The following is a 16,571-nucleotide window of genomic DNA, read 5'->3' as shown; positions in this document are numbered from 1 at the left end:
CGGCCCGCGCCGGTGCGACCTGGTGCGTGCCGCCGCGGCGTTCCCCGGGGCCGGACAGAACACCTAGCGCAGCGGGCCCTCCGGCGGGCGCTGGCGCGGCATCGTGGGCCTGGTCCCGGGCGGCGGCAGCACCCGCACCGGTGCCGGGGTGCCGCTCTCGGTCCGCCCGCCCCAGCTGCCGGGCGCCTGGGTGGGGAGCTGGGTCATCCGGGCCCGGAACTCCAGCATCCACTCGGAGGTCTCGCCGCGGACCAGCTCCGAGACGTCCTCGCAGAACCGCCGCAGCACGCCCAGGCAGCGCTCGGCCGCCTCGCCCGCGGTGCCCTCGGTGGGGCCGAGCACCTCGCGCACGCACTCCGAGGCCCAGTCGAACTGGAACGCCTCCAGCCGCCGCTGCAGCGCCTGCGCCGTGGAGACGTCGCGCATCCAGCCGGAGCTCAGCCCGAAGGCCCGGTCGGCGGCCAGGCAGCCGCCGGCCAGCGCGAGGCACACGTACCCCCAGGCACTGGCGTGCGCGAAGCGCCCGGTCAGCTGCACCAGCGGCAGGGTCACCCCCGCGATCCCGAGCACGGCCGCGCACAGCCGCAGCAGCCGGGCCCAGCGGCGCTTCCAGAGCCGGTCGCGGCGGTACCAGTCGATCGCCTCCACCGCGCGCTCCTCGGACCAGCGGTAGAGCTCCTCCAGCCGTTCGGCCGGCTCGCCCCAGTCTCCGAGCGGGAACTGGCGGGCGCTCAGATCGGCGCGGCGGCGGGTGGCGGCGCGGTCCCGGCCGGCCCCGGCCGTCGTGCTGGGCTGGTCCTCCTCGCCGACGTCCTTGCCCCAGGGACTCTCCTCGGGCTGCATTTCGGGCTGGCTCACCTGTGGGGCTCCCTTGACGGGCCGACTGCTCTGACAGACCTGACTGCGGCGTGCCATGGCACTGCTGGGTATCCAACAGCACTTCTTACCGCCAAATGGCTGACCATGCGGCCCCTCTCCTGTGATCGTTACCCGAAAAGGCGTCAGGAACCCGTGGTGACGGGGTTGCGGAAGTCGGCACGATTTCACTCTTCCGAGCGAGTGCGGCGGGTGCCGTGAACCTGACCTGGTCCACCGCTTGGCGGAACCCACAAGCGCGGCCCCCGCTCGGCGCATGATCGCTGGAGCTTCCGACAGCCCCGTCGTGAGGGGCGAACCCGCCAGCGACTACCCTTGCCAAGCGTGAAGGTCCTCGTCATCGGCGGCGGCGCCCGCGAACACGCCCTGTGCCGCTCTCTGTCCCAAGATCCCGCTGTCACCGAGCTGCACTGCGCCCCGGGCAACGCCGGGATCGCGCAGGTGGCGACGGTCCACCCGGTCGACCAGCTGGACGGCGCCGCGGTGCTGGCGCTGGCCCGCGAGCTGGCCGCCGAGCTCGTGGTGGTCGGCCCGGAGGCCCCGCTGGTGGCCGGCGTCGCCGATCCGCTGCGCGCGGCCGGCATCCCGGTCTTCGGCCCGTCCGCCGAAGCCGCCCAGCTCGAGGGCTCCAAGGCCTTCGCCAAGGACGTGATGGCCGGCGCCGCCGTGCCCACCGCCCGCTCCTACCTGTGCACCACGGCCGAGGAGGCCGCCGAGGCGCTGGACGCCTTCGGCGCCCCGTACGTGGTCAAGGACGACGGCCTGGCGGCCGGCAAGGGCGTGGTGGTCACCGCCGACCGCACCGCCGCGCTGGCCCACGCCGCGGCCTGCATGACGGTCACCGCGGAGCGCCCCGGCGGCGGCAGCGTGGTGATCGAGGAGTACCTGGACGGCCCCGAGGTCTCGCTCTTCGCGATCACCGACGGCACCACCGTGCTGCCGCTGCAGCCCGCCCAGGACTTCAAGCGGGCGCTGGACGGCGACGCCGGCCCGAACACCGGCGGCATGGGCGCCTACTCGCCGCTGCCCTGGGCCCCCGAGGGCCTGGTCGACGAGGTGCTCGACACCGTGCTCCAGCCGACCGTGGACGAGCTGCGCCGCCGCGGCACCCCGTTCTCCGGGCTGCTCTACGCGGGCCTGGCGCTCACCTCGCGCGGCACCCGGGTGATCGAGTTCAACGCGCGCTTCGGCGACCCGGAGACCCAGGTGGTGCTGGCCCGGCTGCGCACCCCGCTGGCCGGGCTGCTGCTGGCCGCCGCGAACGGCACGCTGGCCGCCCTGGAGCCGCTGCGCTGGGACGAGGGCGCCGCGGTGACCGTGGTGGTCGCGGCCCAGGGCTACCCGGCCGCGCCCCGCTCGGGCGACGTGATCGAGGGCCTGGAGAAGGCCGAGACCGCGGACGGCACGGTGTACGTGCTGCACGCCGGTACCCGGGAGCAGGACGGGCTGGTGCTGAGCGCCGGTGGCCGGGTGCTCTCGGTCACCGCGACCGGCGCCGACCTGGCGCAGGCCAGGGAGCGGGCCTACGCGGGCGTGGCCGAGATCCGGCTGGAGGGTTCGCAGCACCGCACCGACATCGCGCTGCGGGCGGCCCAGGAGGCTGCCGCCTCCTGAGTCTCTCCCGGTGCCCGACCGGCAGCCGCCGACGGCGGCCGGTCCGCACACGTCGCAGGCCTGCCAGGGGCGCTGCGCCCGGTCATCCCACCGGGCGCAGCGCCCCTGGCGTTCGCCCGGGCGAACGCCAGGGGCGCCAACGGTTGCGAACGGTGGGGCGATTCCAGCCCTTCGAGTGAATGACGCGTCATCGGGCTGACGTACGGTCGCCAGGGGCCGTATGGTGCGCTGGACCGCGGTGCCGCCGGGGGTGCGTCGGTGCCCGTCACCGGGTGCGCGAGCCTGCGCGGGGGGAAGCTGCAAGGACCGGGCCGCCGTCACTGGGACGAGTGGAAACCGGGGCGAACCGGAACGCCCGCCAGGTCGTGTGCGTCAGAACTGGCAGCGGGACCGGGCCCAGCGGTACGTCCCCGGGGCGTTGAACCACCTGACCCGAGCCGTGCGGTGCACCGGTGGCCGCACCACGGCGGGACGACACGAACACGCGGGACAGAGCAACGGGACCCAACCAGTCCCGAACGTCCGACTCCGAAGGGGGTGCAGCACCGGATGGCCGTTCTCGACGCCGCACGCGCACGGGCGCAGGCCGTGCTGCGGATCCGCGCGCTGGCCCGGGCCGCGGCCGTGCTGCCGGCCGCCATCGAGGTGGTCCTGCTGGCCGGCCGGTGGACCGGCCGGATCGGCGCGCCCGGGGCGCCCGACGCCACCGGCTGGGACGCGGCGCGCTGGGTGGTCGGCGCGCTGGCCGTGCTGACCGTCGCGCTGGCGCTGGCCGCCGTGCACCGGCACGCGAGCGCGGTGCCGCCGAGCACCCCGGCCGTCGCCGTGCTGCCCGAGCAGGCGCCCGAGCTGTACCGGACGATCCAGGAGCTGGCCGACCGGCTCGGCGTGCCGGTGCCCGCCGCGATCGCGCTGACCCCGGACTGCGACAGCTGGTTGGAGGACGAGCCGGCCCCGCCGCCGTCGTTCGCCCGCACCCTGCGCACCCTGGGCAGTTCACCGCTGACCCCGCACCCGCCGGCGGCGCAGCTGCTGGTGATCGGCTCGCCGTTCCTGTGGTGGATGCGGGCCGACGAGCTGCGCGCCCTGCTGGCCCCCGTGGTGGCCGGCACGGCGGCCGCCGCCGACCCCGAGATCGCCGCCGCCCGCAGGTTCGTGCGCGGTCTGGACGCCGCGCTGGGCCAGGGCCGGCGCACCCCGCAGGCCCGGCTGCTGGACCGGATCACCCGCCTGCTGCTCAAGGCCTGCCGCGAGCACGTCGCCGAGCTGGAGCGGGCGGCTGCCGCGGCGGCCTCCGAGCGGGCGAAGGCGGTCGACTACGGGCTGCGGATCGCGGCCCAGGGCCAGGTGGGCCTGGCGTACGCGGGCTGGGACCGGCTGCTCACCCGGGTGGCGCTGCCGGCCTGGCGGCTGGGCCGCTGCCCGGCCCAGCTGAACGCCGGTGTGGTCGCCGCGCTGACCGAGCTGTCCCGCCGCGACCGGCTGGCCGAGGGCTACGAGAGCCGGCTCGGCGACCGGCCCGCCTGCGACCTGCTGGAGGAGCCGGGCGACATGGACACGGCGGTCTCGCTGCTGGCCGCCGAGCTGTTCCACGGCCCGGTCCCGGGCGGGCAGGCCGACCTGCCCTGGGACGACTACCCCGAGCAGGTGGTGGACCGGGGCTGGCGGCTGCGGGCGATCGCCTTGCAGGAGGCGCTGGACACCGTCGCCCCGCCCGGCAGCGGGCCGGTGCCGGGCCGGGCGCCGGGGCGGGCCGGGGCGCCGACGCTGGACCGGCTGCTGGAGCGGCTGGCGGCCGGCGGCGGGGAGGAGCTGGCCCGGGCGCTGGCGGCCCAGGACGGGGCAGCCGCGCTGCTCTGCGGGGGCGGCGAGCGCGGCGGCCGGGAGCTGCTGGCCGACTGCGTGACGGCGATGGTCTGCTGCGCCGCGGTGGACAGCGCCGGTGCGCACCCCGGCCTGGACTGGCTGGACGGTCCGGTGCTGCTGCTCGGCGGGGTGCGCCGCGGCGACCTGGCCGACCCGGTGGTCGAGGCGGTCGAGCAGGGGCGCACGGCCCCGCTGCGCAACTGGCTGCAGACGGCCGGGGTGCACCTGGAGAAGCCCGTACGCCTGGGGTGACGGACAGTCAACAGCCGCTCGAACGAGGGTCGTTGCGGATGAGATGCTGACTTGGGGTGACGCATCACCAGCACTCTGTGGTCTGCTGGACCACACGCACATTTCCGCGGCACATGCCACGGAGCAGCGCATCGTGGGAGGGGCGACGTGGACAAGGAGTCGTCAGGTCGCAGATGGGAGTCCGGGACGCTCGCGCACGGCGTCTCGGATCCGTTCGGGCAGGGCCCGTTGCCCTGGCTGCGCAGCCCTGACCAGTACCTGGCGGGCACCGAGGGCGCCGTCCCCTGGTACGTGAGCACCGACGCCCCGGGCCAGCAGCCGGTGCCCGCGGCCCAGGGCGGCTCCCGGGCGCCCGGCCGGGCGATGGTCGGCATCCCGCGCAACTCCGACGACGTGGTCCAGCAGATCAAGGGCTTCGCCTCGGCCGGCGCGGTCTACCCGGGCGGTTCGGTGGACCTGCGGGTCACCGTGAACCCGCCGCGCGAGTTCATCGTCGAGGTCTACCGGATCGGCCACTACGCGGGGGCCGGCGCCCAGCACATGACCGCCAGCCCGCTGATCGCCGGGCTCCAGCAGCCCGCGCCGCTGGTGGTCGGACGCACCGTCAGCTGCCACCACTGGTGGCACTCCTGGCGCCAGCAGATCCCGGCGCACTGGCGCCCCGGCGCCTATGTCGCGGTGCTCACCACCGCCGACCAGCGCCACCGCAGCCACATCCCGTTCACCGTGCGCGCCCCGCAGGCCGGCGGCCCGGTCGGCAGCGGACCGTCCGGCGCCGGACCGGCCGCGGACCTGCTGCTGGTGCTGCCGGACATCACCTGGCAGGCGTACAACCTGTTCCCGGAGGACGGGCACACCGGCGCCAGCCTCTACCACGCCTGGGACGAGAAGGGGCGGCTGCTGGGCGAGGGGGCGGCGGCCGTCACCGTCTCCTTCGACCGCCCGCACGCCGGCGCCGGGCTGCCGCTGCACGTCGGGCACGCCTACGACTTCATCCGCTGGGCCGAGCGGTACGGCTACGACCTGGCCTACGCCACCGCCTCCGATCTGCACGCGGGCCTGGTCGACCCGGCCCGGCACCGGGCGCTGATCTTCCCCGGCCACGACGAGTACTGGTCGGAGTCGATGCGCCGCACCGTGGAGCGGGCCAGGGACGGCGGCACCTCGCTGGTCTTCCTGTCCGCCAACACGATGTACTGGCGGGTCGACCTGACCGCGGGCGCCTCCGGCGAGCCGGGCCGGCTGCTCAACTGCCGCAAGCGCCAGCGGGTGCACCCCGAGGCGCCGGCGGCCGGCCCCGGCGGCGCGGCCAGCGCGCTGTGGCGGGACGCGGGCGAGCCCGAACAGCACCTGCTGGGCGTGCAGTACGCGGGACGGGTGGCCCAGCCGGTGCCGCTGCGGGCCGGCAACACCTGGCACTGGCTCTGGGCGGGCACCGGCCTGCGGGAGGGCGAGGAGGTGGCCAACCTGGTGGCGGGCGAGGCCGACCGGTACTTCCCCAAGGTGGCGCTGCCCGCGCACACCGAGCGGACCCTGCTCGCCCACTCGCCCTACCAGGACGAGCTGGGCCGGGCCCGCTACCAGGAGACCTCGCTCTACCGGGCGCCCAGCGGTGCCTACGTCTTCGCCGCCGGGACCTTCGCCTGGTCACCGGCCCTGGACCGCCCCGGGCACACCGACGAGCGGATCCAGCGGGCCACCGCCAACCTGCTGGACCGGGTCTGCAAGGACGGCTGAGCGTGGCGCCGGGCCGGGCCGGTGGGGCCGCATGCGGGCGTACGGCCGCATGAAAGACTTCAACGGTCCGAGCTGCGACCCCCACTCCTGAGGACTGAACGACCTTGAGCGGATTTGTCACCAAGCCCGAGCCGGTCCAGGTACCCGGCCTGGTCCACCTGCACACCGGCAAGGTGCGCGACCTCTACCGCGATCAGGCCGGCCGGCTGGTCATGGTGGCCAGCGACCGCACCTCGGCCTTCGACTGGGTGCTGCCCAACGACATCCCCGACAAGGGCCGGATCCTCACGCAGCTGTCGCTCTGGTGGTTCGGGCAGATCAGCGACCTGGTGCCGAACCACGTGATCTCCACCGAGCTGCCCGAGGGCGCGCCCGCCGAGTGGGCCGGGCGCACGATGGTCTGCGACAGCCTGGAGATGTTCCCGGTGGAGTGCGTGGCCCGCGGCTACCTGACCGGTTCGGGCCTGCTGGAGTACCAGGAGAGCCGCACGGTCTGCGGGATCGCGCTGCCGGACGGCCTGGTGGACGGCTCCGAGCTGCCCGCGCCGATCTACACCCCGGCGCTCAAGGCCGAGGTCGGCGAGCACGACGAGAACGTGCCCTACGAGGAGACGGCCCGCCGGATCGGCGCCGACTGGGCCGCCACGCTGCGCCAGACCACGCTGGCCGTCTACACCCGGGCCGGCGAGATCGCCCGCAAGCGTGGTCTGATCCTGGCCGACACCAAGTTCGAGTTCGGCCTGCGCGGCGGCGAGCTGGTGATCGGCGACGAGGTGCTGACCCCGGACTCCTCGCGGTTCTGGCCGGCCGACGAGTGGCAGCCGGGCCGGGCGCAGCAGAGCTACGACAAGCAGATCATCCGCAACTGGCTCGCCTCGCCGGCCTCCGGCTGGGACCGCAACGGCGAGCAGCCGCCGCCGCCGCTGCCCGAGGAGGTCGCCGAGCGGACCCGGGCCCGGTACGTCGAGGCGTACGAGCGGCTGACCGAGAGCACCTGGGTCTGAGGGACTCCCGGCCCGGCGTCAGATCCAGCCGTGCTCGCGGGCCAGCCGGACCGCGGCGTGCCGGTTCTCGGCGCCCAGCTTGCCGGCCGCCGAGGAGAGGTAGTTGCGCACCGTGCCGGGCGAGAGCCCGGCCCGGGCGGCGATCTCGGTGACCGTGGTGCCGTCGGCGGCCAGCTCCAGCACGTCGGTCTCGCGCGGGGTCAGCGGGCTGTCGCCGGCGCTGATCGCCTCGGCCGCCAGCTCCGGGTCCACGTACCGGCCGCCGGCCCGCACCGTGCGGATGATCCCGGCCAGGTCGGCGGCCGAGACGGTCTTGGGCAGGAAGCCGCGCACCCCCACCTCCAGTGCCCGCTTGAGGTAGCCGGGGCGGCCGTGCCCGGTGACGATCATGGTGCGGCACTCCGGCAGCAGCAGGCGCAGCTGGGCGGCCACCTCCAGGCCGTCCATGCCGGGCATCTGCAGGTCGAGCACCGCCACCTCGGGCCGGTGGGCCTTGGCCATCGCGAGCGCCTCGGGCCCGGAGGCGGCCTGGGCCACCACGGTCAGGTCCTCCTCCAGCGCGAGCAGCGCGGCCAGCGCGCCGCGGATCAGGTGTTCGTCGTCGGCGAGCAGCAGGCGGACGGGTGCGGTCATGCGGCCAACTCCTGGTCGGGGGCGGTGCTGGGCAGGGGCAGGGTGGCGCGCAGCGTGAAGCGCTCCGGGGAGCGGGTGCAGGTCAGCTCGCCGCCGTGGGCCGCGAGCCGCTCGCGCAGGCCCGCCAGGCCGCTGCCGCCCTCGGAGGCGACCGGTGGGCGCACCCCGTCGTTGGACAGTTCGAGCACGGCCTGCTCCTGGTGCGTCCAGAGCCGGACGGTGACCTGCTCGGCCTCGCTGTGCCGCAGCACGTTGGTGGCGGCCTCGCGGACCACCCAGCCGAGCACCGACTGGGCCAGCGCGGGCAGGGCCGAGGGGTCGGGCCCCAGGTCGATCCGGCACTCGATGCCGGCGGCCCGCAGCACCGAACGGGCGCCGGTCACCTCGGCGGCCAGGTCGGCGGTCCGGTAGCCGCGCACCACCTCGCGCACCTCGCGCTGCGACTCCTGGGCGATCCGCTGCACCTCGACCATCTGGTCGGCCGCCTCCGGGCGCCCGCGCCGGGCCAGCTGCACGGCCAGCTCGGCCTTGAGCGCCATGGTGGTCAGGTTGCGGCCCAGCACGTCGTGCAGGTCACGGGAGAACCGCAGCCGCTCCTCGGCCACCGCGAGGCGGGCCTGGGTCTCGCGGGCGCTGTCCAGGTCCCAGGCCACCTTGACCATCCAGGCCGAGCAGCGGCAGCTCGCCGCGCAGACCGCCAGGCCGAAGGTCAGGCCGACCAACTGGCCGACGGCGAACCCGAGGTCGCGGCAGGCGATCCAGATCGGTGGCAGCGCCAGCACCAGCATCGCCAGCGCCCAGGGCGCCAGGACCCGGGGCCGCAGCACGATCGCGGGGGCGACCACCCACAGGTTCAGCAGGACCCCGCCGGTCAGCAGCAGGGCGGTGGGCTGGACGGCGCGGTGCACCGCGGCCAGCAGCGGCAGCCAGACGGCGGCCTGGATGACGGCGGCGTGCGCCAGCAGCAGGCGCAGCGGGAGCGCGCCGCCGCGCACGTGGTAGTTGAGCGCGGCCCGGGTCAGCGGCACGGAGAGCCCGCTGCTCAGCAGTACCAGGCCGCAGAGCAGCGCGACCGCGGGGGTGGCGGACTGCCGGACCACGTTCTGGCCCGCGAAGGGCAGCAGCGTCAGCGGCAGGAGGACCGTCATCGCGTAGAAGGTCCAGCGGATGTAGATCTCGATCCGCTTCGGTTTGCCGTACTCGCGCCAAGCCCCGATGCCCATGGCCGTCCCCTCTTCCGTGCCAGCGCCCTTCCTACCAGATCCCCTGCTCAGCGCCTGCTTCTAGCGGCGCGGCTCCCAGCGGAACCAGCGGTGGGCGGCCCAGCAGCCGATCGCGATCCAGACCAGCGCGCTCAGCAGGTAGGGCAGCGCGGGCTGCCAGGTGCCGGCCAGTGAGGTGGCGGGGGCGGAGCCGTCGCCGCCGAGCCAGCCGATCCGCAGCAGCTCCAGCGCCGGGGTGGCGGGCAGCCGGCGGCCGAGGTCGGCGAGCCAGCCCGGGAAGACGCTGAACGGTACGAGCAGCCCGGAGCCGGCCATGGTGATCAGCACCACCGGCAGGGTGGTGAACCCGCTGGTCTCCACGGTCCGGGTGACGGCGCTGGTCAGCGCGGCGAGCGGGACCAGCACGCCGAGCGCCAGCAGCAGGCCGAGCAGCACGAGCACCGGGTTGACCGGGGCGGGCAGGCCGGCCAGCGCCGCGATGCCGACCGCCATCAGCACGATCTGCAGCCCGGACAGCAGCACCGAGGGCACCGCCGTGCCGCCCAGGATCTCGGCGTCGGTCAGCTCGCCGGTGCGCAGCCGCTTGAGCACCAGCTCGCCGCGGCGGGCCACGTAGGCGGCGGTCAGGTTGTAGTAGACGCCGAAGACCAGCGAGACCACGGTGAGGTTGAGCAGCAGGGCGGCGCTCATGCTGACCCCGGCCAGGTGCCCGCGCTGGGCCGTGAGGATCGAGTGCAGGGCGCCGACCAGCGCGATCGGCATGAACACCGCCGTCAGGAGCGCGGTGCGGTTGCGGCGCAGCAGCAGGAGTTCGGTGCGGGCCAGGGCCAGCAGCAGCCGCCCGGACACGCGCGGTACGGCGAACGAAGGTGCGAGGTTCATCGGTTGGCTCCGATCAGGCTGCGGCGGCGGGCGGGGGCGGTGGGCTCGTCGGCCGGCTGCGGCGGACCCGCCTCGGCGGCGATGGCCAGGAAGGCCTCCTCCAGCGTGGCGCTGCGGGCGTCCAGCCCGTGCAGCGTGACGCCCTCGGCGGCGGCCCAGCCGAGCAGTTCGGTGAGGGTGCGCTGGAGTTCGGTGGTGCGCACGCTGACCTTGCGGCCGGTGAAGCCGACCTCGGCGCCGGGCAGCGGCAGCAGGGAGGGGGAGGGCTGCTCGGGCAGCTCGAAGCTGATCCGGGCGGGCCGGTCGGCGATCACCTCGGCGACCGTGCCGGTGGTCACCACCCGGCCCTGGTGCATGATCGCCAGGCGGTCGGCCAGCTGCTCGGCCTCCTCCAGGTAGTGCGTGGTCAGCAGGATCGTGGTGCCCTCGGCGCGCAGCTCGCGCACCAGTTCCCAGACGGCCGCCCGGGCCTGCGGGTCCAGTCCGGTGCTCGGCTCGTCCAGGAAGAGCACCTCGGGGCGCCCGATCAGGGCCACCGCGAGGTCGAGCCGGCGCTTCTCGCCGCCGGACAGCTGCTTGACCCGGACCGCGGCCCGCCCGCCCAGGCCCACCAGGTCCAGCGCCTGCGCCACCGGGCGCGGGGTACTGGAGAGCGCCGCCCAGCCGGTGACCGTCTCGGCCACGGTCAGGTCGCCGGGGAAGCCGCCCTCCTGGAGCATGATCCCGATCCGCGGCCGCAGCGCGGCCCGCTCCTGGAACGGGTCGTGGCCCAGCACCGTGACGGTGCCGGCCGTGGGCCTGGCCAGCCCCTCGATCAGTTCCATGGTGGAGGTCTTGCCGGCCCCGTTGGTGCCGAGCAGGGCGAACAGCTCGCCGCGCCGCACCGTGAGGTCCAGCCCGCGCACGGCCGTGAAGCCGCTCGCCTGGGCGCTGCCGTAGCGCCGCCGCAGGCCCTTGGCCTCGACGGCGGGAGAAGTGCTGGTCATGGCTGCAACGATGCCGCCGCCCGGGCGGCGCGGGCAGTGCCGTCGCGCACCGGTTCGGCGTGCGAATCCACGGGTGGGCGGTGACAAATGTCATCGCCCGGCGGCGGAGCCTTGCCGGGGTGTTAAGGGGCCCATCGGCGGGGAAACGCGAAATGGGCCCCCCGAAGGGGACCCATTTCCACTGAGCGGACGACGAGATTCGAACTCGCGACCCTCACCTTGGCAAGGTGATGCTCTACCAACTGAGCCACGTCCGCACGATCTTCACTTGTACTGCAGTACCACTGGTTCTGCGAGCGGACGACGAGATTCGAACTCGCGACCCTCACCTTGGCAAGGTGATGCTCTACCAACTGAGCCACGTCCGCACGGTGCTTGGAGGCACCGGCCGCTGCTCCCGGCCCTTGTTGGCTCCGGTTGCGGCGACGAGAAATACTCTACCCCATCGTCGGGACTGGTCACGCACCCCTTCCGCCGCGACCCGGGTGGGCGGGCGGCGGAAGGGCGCCGACAGGGCGGCGGGCAGGCTCAGTTGGCCTCGGCGAACGCTTCGTAAACGTGCTTCGGGATGCGGCCACGGGCCGGCAGCTCCATCCCCCGGGACTGGGCCCAGGCGCGCACGGCGGCCGGGTCCGGGGCGAGCGCGGTGCGGCGGAACGACTTTCCGGTGCGGCTCTGGCGGCGGCCGGCCGCGACGAAGGGCGCGAGTGCCTCCCGCAGCTTTTCCGCGTTGTCCAGGGACAGGTCGATCTCGTACGACTTCCCGTCGACACCGAAGTGGACGGTTTCGGCGGCAGCCCCGCCGTCCAGGTCGTCGGAGAGCGTGACGACTACACGCTGAGCCATGGGTGTCAATCCTCTCGGCAATTCGGCCGACCGGGCGCGGTGTGCCGCGGCGGCCCTGTGCTACGGCGTTCCAGGGGCACAAGGGTGGACCGGAAGGTCGCACCGCCCGCGCAGCTCCTGCCACCGCCGGTGGCCCTATTCTGCACCCCGCACCCGGGGAAATCGATGGGCCTTGCATTCTTTTTCCGGATATTCACCTCGCTTCGCCTCCGTACCGTTACTTCGGCCCGGATACCGCCGCTCACCCGAGGCCGATCTGTCCGGTGTGCCGGTATTTGACGGGCGCCGCGAGCGGGCTTGGCCGAACCTGGGAAGTTCTTTAAAGGGGGAGGAAACGGGCGCTGGGGAAGGGCGGAACCCTTGCGGCGTAAGGGGTGCGGGTCTACGCGCGTCGCCTATCCCGACGTGCATCCGGGCCGTCGAACGCCCGCTGAACCCCGGTAGTCTGAAGGTCCCCCGCCTTCACGCACCACACCTTTGGGAGTGCCAGTGGCACGCGTCGTAGTCGACGTCATGCTCAAGCCGGAGATCCTCGACCCCCAGGGACAGGCGGTGCAGCGCGCACTGCCCCGTCTCGGATTCGCCGGGATCGCCGATGTCCGCCAGGGCAAGCGTTTCGAGCTGGAACTGGAGGGCCCGGTGGACGACGCCGCGCTCGCCCGGATCCGCGAAGCCGCCGAGACCTTTCTGGCCAACACCGTGATCGAGGACTTCACCGTCCGCGTCGAGGAGACTTCGTGACCTCCCGGATCGGCGTCGTCACGTTCCCCGGTTCGCTCGACGACCGGGACGCGCAGCGGGCGATCCGGCTGGCCGGCGCCGAGCCGGTGGCGCTGTGGCACCGTGACAAGGATCTCCACCAGGTCGACGCCGTGGTCCTGCCCGGTGGATTCAGCTACGGCGACTATCTGCGGGCCGGCGCGATCTCGCGCTTCTCGCCGGTGATGGACAGCATCGTCGAGCAGGCCAGGCTCGGAATGCCGGTGCTCGGTATCTGCAACGGCTTCCAGGTGCTCACCGAGTCGCACCTGCTGCCCGGTGCGATGCTGCGCAACAACCACCTCCACTTCATCTGCCGCGACCAGAAGCTGCGGGTGGAGAATGCGGGCACGGCCTGGACCACGGATTACCAGGCGGGCCAGGAGATTTCCGTCCCGCTGAAGAACATGGACGGCCGCTACACCGCCGACGCGCGCACGATCGACGAGCTGGAGTCCGAGGGGCGGGTGGTATTCCGTTACCTCGCCGGTCATCCGAACGAGGTGGCTAACCCCAACGGCTCGATCAACGATATTGCCGGGATCACCAACGCGGCCGGCAACGTGGTGGGTCTGATGCCGCACCCGGAGCACGCCGTCGAACCGCTGATCGGCACGGGTAAGACCGACGGTCTGGGCTTCTTCACGTCCGTCCTCAAGCAGTTGGTGAGTTCCTGAGATGACTCTCGACACCGTAAAGAACGCCGAGCAGACTCCGGACGCCGCCCAGCCCTGGGCCGAACTCGGCCTGAAGCAGGACGAGTACGCGCGGATCCGGGAGATCCTGGACCGCCGCCCCACCGGCGCCGAGCTCGCGATGTACTCGGTGATGTGGTCGGAGCACTGCTCGTACAAGAGCTCCAAGGTGCACCTGAAGCAGTTCGGTGAGAAGGCCCCGCAGTCGGACGCGATGCTGGTCGGCATCGGCGAGAACGCCGGCGTGGTCGACGTCGGCCAGGGTTACGCGGTCACCTTCAAGGTGGAGTCGCACAACCACCCGTCCTACATCGAGCCCTACCAGGGCGCGGCCACCGGCATCGGCGGCATCGTGCGCGACATCCTGGCGATGGGCGCCCGCCCGGTGGCCGTGATGGACCCGCTGCGCTTCGGTGCGGCCGACCACCCGGACACCCGCCGGGTGCTGCCCGGGATCGTCGCGGGCATCGGCGGCTACGGCAACTGCCTGGGCCTGCCGAACATCGGTGGCGAGGTCGTCTTCGACCCCTGCTACCAGGGCAACCCGCTGGTCAACGCGCTCTGCGTGGGCGTGATGAAGCACGAGGACATCCACCTGGCCCAGGCCAGCGGCGCCGGCAACAAGGTCATCCTGTACGGGGCCCGGACCGGTGGCGACGGCATCGGCGGCGTCTCGGTGCTGGCCTCGGAGACCTTCGACGACTCCAAGCCGGCCAAGCGCCCGGCCGTCCAGGTCGGCGACCCGTTCCAGGAGAAGCTGCTCATCGAGTGCACCCTGGAGGTGTTCCGGGAGAAGCTGGTGCTCGGCATCCAGGACCTCGGCGGCGCCGGACTCTCCTGCGCCACCTCGGAGTTGGCCTCGGCCGGCTCCGGCGGCATGCGGATCGAGCTGGACACCGTGCCGCTGCGCGACGCCACGCTCTCGCCGGAGGAGATCCTCATGAGCGAGTCGCAGGAGCGCATGTGCGCCATCGTCGAGCCCGACAAGGTGGCGCGGTTCCTGGAGATCTGCGAGAAGTGGGACGTCATCGCCACCGTGATCGGTGAGGTGACCGACGGCGAGCGGCTGGAGATCTTCTGGCACGGCGAGCAGGTGGTGGACGTGCCGCCGCGCACCGTGGCGCACGACGGCCCGGTCTACCAGCGCCCGTTCGCCCGCCCCGCCTGGCAGGACGCGCTGCAGGCCGACGCGCCGACCGCCGAGCGGCTCCAGCGCCCGGGGACCGGCGAGGAGTTGAAGGCCGCGCTGCTCACGGTCGCGGGCTCGCCGAACCAGGCGTCGAAGTCCTGGATCACCGACCAGTACGACCGGTTCGTGATCGGCAACACCGTGCTGGCCACGCCCGAGGACTCCGGCATGATCCGGATCGACGAGGAGACCAACCTCGGCGTCTCGGTGGCCACCGACGGCAACGGCCGGTTCGCCAAGCTGGACCCGTACACCGGTGCCCAGCTGGCGCTGGCCGAGGCCTACCGCAACGTGGCGGCCGGCGGCGCCAAGCCGCTCGCGGTCTCCGACTGCCTCAACTTCGGCTCCCCCGAGGACCCGGACGTGATGTGGCAGTTCGCCGAGGCCACCCGCGGCCTGGCCGACGCGTGCCAGATCCTGGGCACCCCGGTGACCGGCGGCAACGTCTCGCTCTACAACCAGACCGGCGAGGTCGCCATCCACCCGACCCCGGTGGTCGCGGTGCTCGGCGTGATCGACGACGTCACCCGCCGCACCCCGATCGGCTTCGCCGAGGAGGGCCAGCACCTCTACCTGCTCGGCGACACCGCCGACGAGCTGGGCGGCTCCGCCTGGTCGCAGGTGGCCCACAACCACCTCGGCGGCCTGCCGCCCAAGGTGGACCTGGAGCGCGAGCGGCTGCTCGGCGAGATCCTGATCGCCGCCTCGCGCGACGGCATGATCGACGCGGCGCACGACCTCTCGGACGGCGGGCTGGCCCAGGCGCTGGTGGAGAGCTGCCTGCGCGGCGGCCACGGCGCCCGGGTGATCGTGCCCGCCGAGCTGGACCCGTTCGTCTTCCTGTTCTCCGAGTCCGCGGGTCGCGCGGTGGTCGCCGTGCCGCGCAGCGAGGAGCTGCGGTTCACCGACATGTGCGGTGCGCGGGGCCTGCCGGCCACCCGGATCGGCGTGGTGGACGGGGAGGTGCTGGAGGTCCAGGGCCAGTTCAGCGTTTCGCTGGCGGAGCTGACCGAGGCGCACACCGGTGTGATCGAGGCGCTGCTCGGCTGAGCGGACCCGCTGAGTCCGAGCGCGTCAGGACGGCTCGCCCCGCTGGTCGGGGCGGGCCGTTCGTCGTTGCCGGCCGGTAGGTTGGCGCCATGGCGAGGACGGTGACCAGGAAGACCCGCGGCTACGACCCGGCGAAGGTGCGGGCCGCGCTCGGCGCGCAGACCGAGGCGCTGCGGACGGCGGTGCACCGGCTCTGCGCCGACCCCGAGGCCGAGCGGCTGCTGGCGGCGCCGACCCGGCTCGGCGAGTGGCGGGTCCGGGAGCTGCTTGCGCACCTCGCGGTGCAGCTGGCCTGGCTGCCCGGCCGGCTGGCGGCGCCGCAGCAGGGCCTGGCACCGCTCGGGCTGACCGACTGGGTGGCCCAGGTGGGCACCCTGGCCGAGCAGGTGGACGCCCAGGCGCGGGAGCGGTCGGCGGCCGGGTTCGCGGGGGCGCCGGCCGAGCTGGCCGCGGCCTTCGACGAGGCCGCCGACGCGCTGCTCGGGATGCTGGGCGGGCCCGAAGTCCTGGATCCGGCCCGCCGGTTGGAGATCCGGCTGGGCTCGATGGCGCTGGCCGACCTGCTGGTCACCCGGTTGGTGGAGACGGTGGTGCACGCCGACGACCTGGCGGCGGCGCTGGGCGGGGCGCCGTTCCCGCACGACCGGTTCGCGCTGGCCTCGGTCTGCCGGCTGCTGGCGGATGCGCTGGCCGATCAAGTGCCGGGCGGGGCGGTCGAGTTGCGGGTGCCGCCGGTGGCGGTGGTGCAGGCCGTCCCGGGGCCGAGGCACACCCGGGGGACGCCGCCGAACGTGGTGGAGATGGACCAGCTCACCTGGCTGCGGCTGGCCACCGGGCGCCAGGAGTGGGCCGAAGCGGTCGAGGCCGCCCAGGTCGGCGCGAGCGGTGAGCGCAGCGACCTGAGCGGCTTCCTGCCCGTCCTTCGGTGAGGGACCGTCACCGGAAGCCGCTCTGAGCCG

Annotated in this window: 14 protein-coding genes and 2 tRNA genes; 8 read left to right on the top strand and 8 right to left on the bottom strand. The window is 73.8% G+C overall.

Annotated features, from left to right (window positions below):
* Window positions 1–63: 63 nt before the first annotated feature.
* Window positions 64–858: an SLATT domain-containing protein gene (locus tag OG500_RS19540; RefSeq protein WP_442789182.1), complete on the bottom strand. Its 795-nt coding sequence runs from the start codon at window positions 856–858 to the stop codon at window positions 64–66.
* Window positions 859–1,200: 342 nt separating this feature from the next.
* Here OG500_RS19540 and purD point away from each other — a divergent pair, with 342 nt between their 5' ends.
* From purD to OG500_RS19520, 4 genes are all read left to right on the top strand, one after another.
* Entirely contained in the window at window positions 1,201–2,490 is a 1,290-nt protein-coding gene (gene purD / locus OG500_RS19535) for a phosphoribosylamine--glycine ligase (protein ID WP_329582036.1), read from the top strand.
* 549 nt (window positions 2,491–3,039) lie between these two features.
* Window positions 3,040–4,608, top strand: coding sequence for a hypothetical protein (locus OG500_RS19530; RefSeq protein ID WP_327067939.1), 1,569 nt, complete (start codon window positions 3,040–3,042; stop codon window positions 4,606–4,608).
* 147 nt (window positions 4,609–4,755) lie between these two features.
* Entirely contained in the window at window positions 4,756–6,345 is a 1,590-nt protein-coding gene (locus OG500_RS19525) for a N,N-dimethylformamidase beta subunit family domain-containing protein (protein ID WP_327067938.1), read from the top strand.
* 104 nt (window positions 6,346–6,449) lie between these two features.
* Window positions 6,450–7,349: a phosphoribosylaminoimidazolesuccinocarboxamide synthase gene (locus tag OG500_RS19520; RefSeq protein WP_327067937.1), complete on the top strand. Its 900-nt coding sequence runs from the start codon at window positions 6,450–6,452 to the stop codon at window positions 7,347–7,349.
* 18 nt (window positions 7,350–7,367) lie between these two features.
* Here the strand turns inward: OG500_RS19520 and OG500_RS19515 are convergent, their stop codons facing one another.
* The 7 genes from OG500_RS19515 to OG500_RS19485 all read right to left on the bottom strand — a co-directional run bounded on the left by OG500_RS19515 (window position 7,368) and on the right by OG500_RS19485 (window position 11,919).
* Window positions 7,368–7,982: a response regulator transcription factor gene (locus tag OG500_RS19515; protein ID WP_327067936.1), complete on the bottom strand. Its 615-nt coding sequence runs from the start codon at window positions 7,980–7,982 to the stop codon at window positions 7,368–7,370.
* Complete coding sequence (locus OG500_RS19510) at window positions 7,979–9,205, bottom strand: sensor histidine kinase (protein WP_327067935.1); 1,227 nt, start codon at window positions 9,203–9,205, stop codon at window positions 7,979–7,981. The genes OG500_RS19515 and OG500_RS19510 overlap by 4 nt, the downstream gene beginning before the upstream one ends.
* Before the next feature lie 60 nt (window positions 9,206–9,265).
* Window positions 9,266–10,087 (bottom strand): ABC transporter permease, encoded by an 822-nt coding sequence (locus tag OG500_RS19505; RefSeq protein WP_327067934.1) that lies wholly within the window; start codon window positions 10,085–10,087, stop codon window positions 9,266–9,268.
* Complete coding sequence (locus tag OG500_RS19500) at window positions 10,084–11,073, bottom strand: ABC transporter ATP-binding protein (protein ID WP_327067933.1); 990 nt, start codon at window positions 11,071–11,073, stop codon at window positions 10,084–10,086. The genes OG500_RS19505 and OG500_RS19500 overlap by 4 nt, the downstream gene beginning before the upstream one ends.
* A 184-nt stretch (window positions 11,074–11,257) precedes the next feature.
* Window positions 11,258–11,330 (bottom strand) — tRNA-Gly (locus tag OG500_RS19495).
* Between the two features lie 38 nt (window positions 11,331–11,368).
* Window positions 11,369–11,441, bottom strand: a tRNA-Gly gene (locus OG500_RS19490).
* Between the two features lie 160 nt (window positions 11,442–11,601).
* Entirely contained in the window at window positions 11,602–11,919 is a 318-nt protein-coding gene (locus tag OG500_RS19485) for a histone-like nucleoid-structuring protein Lsr2 (protein WP_184936468.1), read from the bottom strand.
* A 489-nt stretch (window positions 11,920–12,408) separates the two neighbouring features.
* On the opposite strand from OG500_RS19485, the gene purS reads away from it, so the two are divergent.
* The 4 genes from purS to OG500_RS19465 all read left to right on the top strand — a co-directional run bounded on the left by purS (window position 12,409) and on the right by OG500_RS19465 (window position 16,541).
* The gene (gene purS / locus OG500_RS19480) at window positions 12,409–12,660 is read left to right on the top strand and encodes a phosphoribosylformylglycinamidine synthase subunit PurS (protein ID WP_184936469.1); all 252 of its coding nucleotides are present in this window, start codon (window positions 12,409–12,411) and stop codon (window positions 12,658–12,660) included.
* Window positions 12,657–13,355, top strand: coding sequence for a phosphoribosylformylglycinamidine synthase subunit PurQ (gene purQ, locus OG500_RS19475; RefSeq protein WP_327067932.1), 699 nt, complete (start codon window positions 12,657–12,659; stop codon window positions 13,353–13,355). The genes purS and purQ overlap by 4 nt, the downstream gene beginning before the upstream one ends.
* 1 nt (window position 13,356) lies before the next feature.
* The gene (gene purL, locus OG500_RS19470; protein WP_329582026.1) at window positions 13,357–15,612 is read left to right on the top strand and encodes a phosphoribosylformylglycinamidine synthase subunit PurL; all 2,256 of its coding nucleotides are present in this window, start codon (window positions 13,357–13,359) and stop codon (window positions 15,610–15,612) included.
* 89 nt (window positions 15,613–15,701) lie between these two features.
* Window positions 15,702–16,541, top strand: coding sequence for a sterol carrier family protein (locus OG500_RS19465; RefSeq protein WP_327067930.1), 840 nt, complete (start codon window positions 15,702–15,704; stop codon window positions 16,539–16,541).
* Window positions 16,542–16,571: the final 30 nt, after the last annotated feature.

The organism is Kitasatospora sp. NBC_01250, from assembly GCF_036226465.1.
In the GTDB taxonomy this organism is placed as follows: domain Bacteria; phylum Actinomycetota; class Actinomycetes; order Streptomycetales; family Streptomycetaceae; genus Kitasatospora.
The sequence above is the reverse complement of the archived record's forward strand: the minus strand, read 5'-3'. Positions and strand labels throughout refer to the sequence as shown.